Genomic DNA, 3357 nt, shown 5'->3' on the forward strand with positions numbered 1-3357 from the left:
ACCGGCACCTGCACCACCTGCCACCGCCCCCTGCCCAGAACATCCACCACCAGCCAGAACCCAAGAGCCAGAGCGACCTAACGGAGTCCTACTAGTCGGTCGCGTTGGGCGGGGTCGGGCCAGAGCATCGGGCAACGGACGCCCCGTTGACTGAACGAACCAGGTTGATTGTGCAGTTCAGGGCACAGGTGAGGTTGTAGCCCACTACGGTCTGCGGTCGTGATGAACGATCGCGTGCCCGAGAGGGATCTGTCGAGGTTGGCCGTTCCTCGGTGGGGTCGGCTGGTGGAGACCGGCGACCGGTACGAGCCCTACCGGCTCGTCGACGCCGGCGGCACGGCCGTAGCGCCGGTCGCGGTGTTCTTCCAGGAGCTGCTCGCAGGCGGGAAGGCGGCGGCAACCGTACGCTCCTACGGCATGGACCTGCTGCGGTGGTGGCGACCTGTTAACTGCACCATGTCTTGATCGTGAACCAAGCGGATCGCTTGGTCTCTCCGGGAGCGTGGTGTGGTGGAAGACGTAAGACGTGCCTTGATGGAGGGAAAGCGCTCGGTTCCAGATGTTGGCTCGGTGGTCACGGGGTCCTCGCCCCACCTTCCGTTCGTCGTGGTGGACGGTGACAGCAGGGAGGTTGAGCCAGTCAGCGTCTACCTGCGGGACTTGATGCTGGGGGACGTCAGCCCGCTGACGTGCCGTAGCTACGGGTATGACCTGTTGCGGTGGCACCGACTGCTGTGGATCTTGCAGACGCCGTGGGAGAAGGCCACGGAGGGTGAGGTCGCGCTGCTCGTGGGCTGGCTGAGAGAGGCCCGCAACCCACAGCGGCTCCGTAAGCGGACCGACTCACCGCCGCCGGGGTCGGTGAACGTGAAGACCGGTAAACCGTCGCTTCGGGAGGGCTACGCGCCCAGAACGATCAACCATAACCTGACCGTGATCAGTGGCTTCTACGCCTTTCACGCCCGCTTCGGGGTCGGCCCGGTGACCAATCCGGTTCCGGCGTCGAGAGAGCGCAGGCAAGCACTCGCGCACCGCTCCCCGCTGGAGCCGGCACCGACCTTCCGCCGCGGCCGGCTGCGGCAGAAGGTGCCTGTCCAGGCTCCGCGGGCGATCCCGGATCACCAGTGGGATGAGCTATTCGCCGCGATGGGCTGCGACCGCGACCGTGCCCTGCTGGAGTTCTATGTCTCTTCAGGGGCCAGGGCGAGCGAGCTGCTGGCGGTCGGTCTCGGAGATGTCGACTGGCCGGGGCAGCTCATCTATGTGATCAGCAAAGGCACACGTATCCGCCAAGCCGTGCCGGCCTCCCCGAACGCCTTCCGCTATCTCGGCAGCTACCTCGCCACCGACGGGCTGCCGACGCCAGACCAGCCAATATGGCGCACGCGCCGTGGTGAGTCGCGACCTTTGACCTACTGGGCGATGCGACGCATCCTTCAGCGGGCCAACGACAAGCTCGGCACGAACTGGACCCTTCACGACGCCAGGCACACGGCCGCGACTCGGATGGCCGGGGACGACCGGCTCACCCTCGCCGAGGTACAGACGATCTTGCGCCATGCGCATCTCGACACGACCGGCCGCTACCTGACCGCGCGGGTAGAGGACATGCACGACAAGCTGCAAGAGCACTACACGCGGCCCCGTCCGCAGCGCACCTACGCCACCGGCTACAACCCCGACGACATCAAGGTGGTGTTCGGTGGCTGAGCCCGGCTCCGCGATCCGCCAGAGCAAGAAGGGCGGCAGCCGCTTCGTCAGCCTGAACGCCGCCCCAGCATCATCCCCGGCCTTTCCTCCGCGACCTCAAGGTGATCTCTCTTGCGCCTCCATAGAGGAAATAGCAGCGGCGATACGCACGACATGGCCGACGAACTCAGCGGACAATCGTTGGCGCCGAAGCCGCGGCGCCCGGGACCTCCTCCAGCATCTGGAAGGTTTCCCCGGCGAGAGCTGGCAGCAGCGGTGGGAGGCCAGCGGCTTCAACGAGCGCGGGCGCCCTGTCGCCGATCTGCAATCGACACGCAAGGGGAGGAGCCAGATCGGGGTGGGCGCGGCCTGCCTGTTCTGTCTACGGGTCATCCAGCCGTCCCTTGAAGCTTTTCGCTCGAACACGTTCTTGTACTACGGCCAGCGCTTCCTGACCGCCCAGAACGACCCGCTGCTCGACAAATTCTGGGCCGAAGTCCAGGACAAAGCGGTGAACCCCGTCCACCACGGGGTCGCACTGTTCGACGTCACGGTGGCTCTCACCACCCAAGGCATCGCGCTGGGAGACCTGACACCGTCGTCGTTCCTGCACTACGCGTGGGAGTGTCGCCACCAGGGGCTGATGCTCGGCCAGCGCGGCGCCGGAAGCCGGTTCCCTGGACACCTCGCCTGGCAGGTGCTCCATGAGATTGGCCACTTCCCCTCTCACGGGCCCGCGACGCTGAAAGCTGCGCTGCTGACAGGACGGTTGACGGTCGAGGAGATGGTCGACCGCTACAAGATCCGGCACACCGGCATCCGGCAGCTGCTCATCGCTTACCTGGACCGGCGCAAGCCTGAGCTGGACTACTCGACGCTGGACAATCTCTCCCGGCACCTCGCCAGCCATTTCTGGTCCACGATCGAAGATCTCGCCCCTGACCCAGCCAGACCTGCGGCTGGACAGCGAGCTCTACCTACAATGGCGCGATCGAGCGGCGGTGCGCTCCGACGGCAAGGGCGCACGCGACTTCGATCCCATCCTGAGAGCCGTCCGAGCGTTCTACGCCGATCTACAAGCCTGGGCCGCCGCAGAACCCGAGCAGTGGGCGGTCTGGGTCGCCCCTTGTCGCATCTCCGACACGGACGTCCGGGGCTACGGAATCCGCAAACGGCGAGTCAAGGAGCGTATGGATGATCGCACCCGGCGGCGACAACCCCTGCTGAGCACCCTCGTGGAGCACACGGAGAACCGGTACAGCCACCTCCACGAGCTCTTGCAACAAGCTGCTGACACCGTCGGCGGAGCAACCATCGCCCTCGACGGCCGTATATACCAGAGGCTGTGGAGCCGGGCCGATGAACGACGCGTGCGGTTCGGATGAAACGCGAACGTCCGTGTCCGTGACCAAAATTGCGGTAAGTCGATCAATGTTACGGCAGCTGAGGACGCCGCTTTCTGGGAGTGGGCGATCGTCGAAGTTCTCCGTCACTCGGGTGTCCGTATCGAAGAGGCACTCGAACTCACCCATCTCAGCATCCGGCAGTACCAGCGGCCGGGCGGGGAAGTCATTGAGCGTTTTCAGCGTTGGCGCTCCAGGGTGAGGACGGCAGCGGCGATGACCGTCATGCGGTTGGGGCTGCAGCGGGCTCTGCGGAAGACGCGCC

3 protein-coding genes and 1 pseudogene are annotated in these 3357 nt (G+C 65.6%); 3 read left to right on the forward strand and 1 reads right to left on the reverse strand.

Annotated features, from left to right (window positions below; all coding sequences use genetic code 11):
- Positions 1–258: 258 nt before the first annotated feature.
- The 3 genes from ACZ6D7_RS47345 to ACZ6D7_RS47355 are packed head-to-tail and all read left to right on the forward strand — an operon-like array spanning position 259 to position 2887.
- Entirely contained in the window at positions 259–465 is a 207-nt protein-coding gene (locus ACZ6D7_RS47345) for a hypothetical protein (protein ID WP_469505114.1), read from the forward strand.
- 42 nt (positions 466–507) lie between these two features.
- A complete protein-coding gene (locus ACZ6D7_RS47350; RefSeq protein ID WP_469505116.1) occupies positions 508–1710 on the forward strand; it encodes a tyrosine-type recombinase/integrase in 1203 nt (400 codons plus the stop codon).
- Positions 1703–2887 (forward strand): hypothetical protein, encoded by a 1185-nt coding sequence (locus ACZ6D7_RS47355; protein ID WP_469505118.1) that lies wholly within the window; start codon positions 1703–1705, stop codon positions 2885–2887. Before ACZ6D7_RS47350 ends, ACZ6D7_RS47355 begins: the two co-directional genes overlap by 8 nt.
- Before the next feature lie 384 nt (positions 2888–3271).
- Here ACZ6D7_RS47355 and ACZ6D7_RS47360 read toward each other — a convergent pair.
- Positions 3272–3357, reverse strand: a pseudogene (locus ACZ6D7_RS47360) (IS5/IS1182 family transposase); the annotation flags it as partial.

It is taken from the genome of Streptomyces sp. NPDC041784, assembly GCF_055591025.1.